Origin of the sequence: Vibrio sp. M260118 (assembly GCF_036533755.1) — a bacterium.
Taxonomy (GTDB): Bacteria; Pseudomonadota; Gammaproteobacteria; order Enterobacterales; family Vibrionaceae; genus Vibrio.
In genome coordinates this window covers 1-3,690 of sequence record NZ_JATABG010000347.1, presented here as the reverse complement: position 1 = coordinate 3,690, position 3,690 = coordinate 1, and the positions used below count along the sequence as shown (strand labels likewise).

The 3,690-nt window shown below is 43.2% G+C and carries 4 protein-coding genes and 1 pseudogene; 3 read left to right on the top strand and 2 right to left on the bottom strand.

Going from position 1 to position 3,690, the window contains the following annotated elements; translation table 11 throughout:
- Positions 1-1,806, top strand: a 1,806-nt coding sequence (locus QTO00_RS16455) for a putative bifunctional diguanylate cyclase/phosphodiesterase (RefSeq protein ID WP_331425753.1), incomplete at its 5' end; no start/stop codon positions are given.
- A gap of 152 nt (positions 1,807-1,958) precedes the next feature.
- Here QTO00_RS16455 and QTO00_RS16450 read toward each other — a convergent pair.
- Positions 1,959-2,159, bottom strand: a complete 201-nt coding sequence (locus QTO00_RS16450) for a hypothetical protein (protein WP_331425752.1) — start codon at positions 2,157-2,159, stop codon at positions 1,959-1,961.
- A gap of 262 nt (positions 2,160-2,421) precedes the next feature.
- On the opposite strand from QTO00_RS16450, the gene QTO00_RS16445 reads away from it, so the two are divergent.
- Both QTO00_RS16445 and QTO00_RS16440 read left to right on the top strand, forming a co-directional pair.
- Entirely contained in the window at positions 2,422-2,775 is a 354-nt protein-coding gene (locus QTO00_RS16445; RefSeq protein WP_331425751.1) for a nucleotide pyrophosphohydrolase, read from the top strand.
- A 20-nt stretch (positions 2,776-2,795) separates the two neighbouring features.
- Positions 2,796-3,224: a GNAT family N-acetyltransferase gene (locus tag QTO00_RS16440; protein ID WP_331425750.1), complete on the top strand. Its 429-nt coding sequence runs from the start codon at positions 2,796-2,798 to the stop codon at positions 3,222-3,224.
- A gap of 245 nt (positions 3,225-3,469) precedes the next feature.
- Here the strand turns inward: QTO00_RS16440 and QTO00_RS16435 are convergent.
- A pseudogene (locus QTO00_RS16435) lies at positions 3,470-3,690 on the bottom strand (TetR/AcrR family transcriptional regulator); the annotation flags it as partial.

The following is a 3,690-nucleotide window of genomic DNA, read 5'->3' as shown; positions in this document are numbered from 1 at the left end:
CAATCTATTCAAGAGGTATGGTACTACCTAGAAATCGCCGACTGGCACGTCGTCGCGTTACTCGAAGGTGGCGAAAGCATCATGGGGAGCTATCTTCCTGTCGAAGACGAAGAGATTCGTAATCGACTTGTAGAACTACGCGAACTGTTGGCTGATTTTAAAAACAACGTTGCAGCTAACTATCAACATATTCAATCGGATCGTATTAGTACCTTTAATTCCGCGCGTAGGGATGAACAGTTTTTGGAGTTTGCGAGCAAAGCCGATGAAATTCAGCGTGTAATTAAAGCGAGCTACGAATCAGGGATAGAGCGCTATACACGCATCAGCATCGCTTTGATTTCGGCGGTTATTATTGTCGCGGCGTATTCTATTCGCCTTCAGCATAAATATGAGCGGAATAGAGATGCGCTGCTTGAATCGCTGACTGACGCCAATAATGCGATTGAAGAAAAAAATGCACTGCTGCACAGCCGAGCATATTTTGATCCCTTGACTCACTTACCTAATCGAACGCTTTTCATCGATAGGCTTAATCAATCGATACTAAATGCGGAGCGGTCTAAGAAATCATTTGCTTTGCTGTTCATAGATCTTGACCACTTTAAAGATGTGAATGATCAGTATGGTCACGAAGTAGGGGATACGCTACTTACTGAGGTAGCAAAGCGAATCAATCAGTGCATTCGTGTTACCGACCTTTCGGCTCGTTTTAGTGGTGATGAATTTGTGGTGGTACTAGAACACCTTAACGATGTTAGCGCTGCAATTGCTGTTGCTAACCGTATAGCTTCGAAGGTCATCGCTTCACTTTCGAGCCATTTTCAATTGGGTAGTCATAGCGTTCAGATCTCTGCCAGCATTGGCATCTCCATCTATCCGGAAGATAGCGCCACGCAAGATACCCTAATTCGATATGCCGACAATGCTATGTATCACGCTAAGTCGATGGGCAAAAATAACTTCCAGTTCTATTCAAAAGAGTTAAACCGCATTGCGCTGTCACAAAAAGAGATAGAGAACGCGTTAAATCATGCAATTGAGCATGATGAGTTGGAGCTTCATTATCTACCTAAGTGGAACTTGAGCAGTGAACAGGTAAAAGGGGTAGAAGCCTTGGTTCGTTGGAACCATCCTGAAAAAGGGTTACTGTATCCCAATGATTTTATTCCTGTTGCTGAATCGACGGGACAAATTAGGTTATTGGATCTTTTAGTTACAAGCAAAGCGCTTAAACAACAAGCGCAGTGGTTATCTGAGGGGATCGACTTAGGCGTGGTTGGGATTAATATCTCAGCGAGAAGTCTTAAGCACCCAGAGTTTTATGACGCTCTCAAACGGACTATTTTGTCTTCCGGTGTTCCGACTGAAAAAATCGAAGTTGAGATTACAGAGACAGTGATGGTCGAGAACGTAGCGCTGGCGAAGAAACTATTCTCAGAACTGAGGTCCCTTGGCGTTAGAATCGCACTCGATGACTTTGGTACGGGATATTCGTCCCTTTCGTACCTTAAAGATTTTGATTTCCAAACTCTTAAAATCGACCGTAGCTTTGTTATGGACTATTCCACAAGTAACACCTCTATGGTTTTGCTAAAAAACATCATTCAACTTGGTAATGAGTTAGGTGTTTCGGTTATCGCTGAAGGCGTCGAAAACCAACAGCAGCAAACGGATCTATATAAGTTGGGGTGCCTTACTGGCCAAGGTTTCTATTTAACTAAACCTGTACCTGCCAAGCAGCTAGTAGCCAACCTAGCCGAGCGAAGCGCGGGCAATGTCGTGAAGTTAGAACGCTTAGCGTGACCATTATCAGTCGCGATCGTAATGTCGAAATTAGGCACGTTTAATGTTGGAAATGGGGTCAAGATTGTTTACTAGCGCGTGAGAAGAAAAGGAGTTACACATCTATCTTAAGGGTCGAACGAATGCCGACCCTACACAATAGATATACCTATTTAAGCAGCGCGTTGGCTTACTTCGTGACGGTAAACGCGCATACCAGTTTGAGTGTTTTCGTAAACCGCAGACTCGTTTAGGTATGACCAAGCGTGAACGTCGGTGTTAGTCTGAGCTGCCAATCTTGCGATAACTGCATCAATGCTTCGGCCAGCGTAGTCTTTAGTAGGTACAAAAATGTTCTTAATTACAGATAGCATATCGGCCTCCCTTTGTAATTAAATTACCAAATCTATCTGTAGAAACTATAACCTAATGTGAAAGTGTGATCAATGTCCGTAATTAACTTTCATAAATGTTTCATGTTTGTGGTTGTTTGGTCAAGGTGTATTAATAGTTTGATCAGTTAATGTTGAATGAGCTTGTCGGGTCTCTATGGAATTTAGGACAGTTAATATTTGGCACTTTTGCTGATATGATTTTGTCAGTTTAGTTTGCCGATGCTTGGTGTAGGGAAATCGTATGAGCAAAACAATTTATGTCGCTGGTAGCTTCAAGTATTTAGATAAGATGCAGGCCGTTAAACACCAGTTACTTACGGCTGGGATTGAAACAACCATTTCAGATCCAAAGCAGTCTGATGGTATCGATGGCTGCTTGCTTCGTATTCGTCAAGCAGATGTGATCTATATCCTTAACTTTGGCGGGTATGTAGGCAAAAGTGTTGCTATGGATATCGGCTATGCTCTTGGTTTAGGAAAGCCCGTTTACGCATTGGAACCGATTGAGGATCCAGAGGTCACTCATTTGCTCACCCTCGTAGTTTCACCTGAGCAGCTTATTCGCAACTTGAGTTCAGTAGACGCATTCAGCTAGTGCTTTGAAAGGAAAAAAACATGATCAGAGAGATGGAGATCTCAGACTATTCACAAGTGATAAAACTGTGGAACTCAACAGAGGCGATGTTGTTACGTGACGCAGATTCTGAGCAAAGCATCGCGAAGTATTTAAAACAAAATCCCGGATTGAGCTTCGTCGCGCTGAGCGAGGATATGATTGTTGGTGCTATTTTAGTTGGTACTGATGGTCGTCGCGGCTATGTCCAGCACCTTGCGGTAGATTCAAAATGCCGAGGCGCAGGATTTGGTCGGCAGTTGATAAACAGTGCCGTTGAAGCGTTGTCGAAAGTAGGTGTGGACAAAACCCACTTATTTGTTGCTAACGATAACCTCAATGCCCAAGCTTTTTATCAAAAGCTTGGTTGGTTTCCACGTGACGAAGTACGTATGCTCTCTTTTAATAACTCTACTAATGCAAATGTCTAGAACTCGTGACTTATTGAAACTTGTTACTCGCAATTAGTCAGTTAGTTGGAGCAAAAGTGCAGTTAAGAGAATTCGTCGAGAAAGACCAACAGTTGTTAATCAATTGCATTGATTCTGAACAGTTAAACTACCTTTGGGGTGGTCCAAGTTTCTCCTACCCGCTCATTCAATGGCGTAGCGTGGGATCTACTTTCTATGGAAAAGTGGTTATAAAGCGGGCACATAAGCCCGCTGTAAAAAGGGAGTTATTCAGCAGTTAGTTTTGCGTGCGCTTCGCACTCTATTTGGTAAGTTAGATCTGAAACTTTAGTGGGACGCAGCACGTCTTCGTCTGCGATTTGGAAACGCTGTGCCATTAAGTTGTTGTACATTTGCCAATGTCGTAGCAGGCACTCTTCCAAACTTTGAGTCTCATCCGCCCAAGTTTCCTTCATAAATGGCTCTAAGCTCGCAGCGCTATGAGCAA

Excerpts from the sequence above, each read along its gene's own strand:
- QTO00_RS16450 (WP_331425752.1), bottom strand. The coding sequence starts at position 2,159 with ATGCTATCTGTAATTAAGAACATTTTTGTACCTACTAAAGACTACGCT.
- QTO00_RS16445 (WP_331425751.1), top strand. The coding sequence starts at position 2,422 with ATGAGCAAAACAATTTATGTCGCTGGTAGCTTCAAGTATTTAGATAAG.
- QTO00_RS16440 (WP_331425750.1), top strand. The coding sequence starts at position 2,796 with ATGATCAGAGAGATGGAGATCTCAGACTATTCACAAGTGATAAAACTG.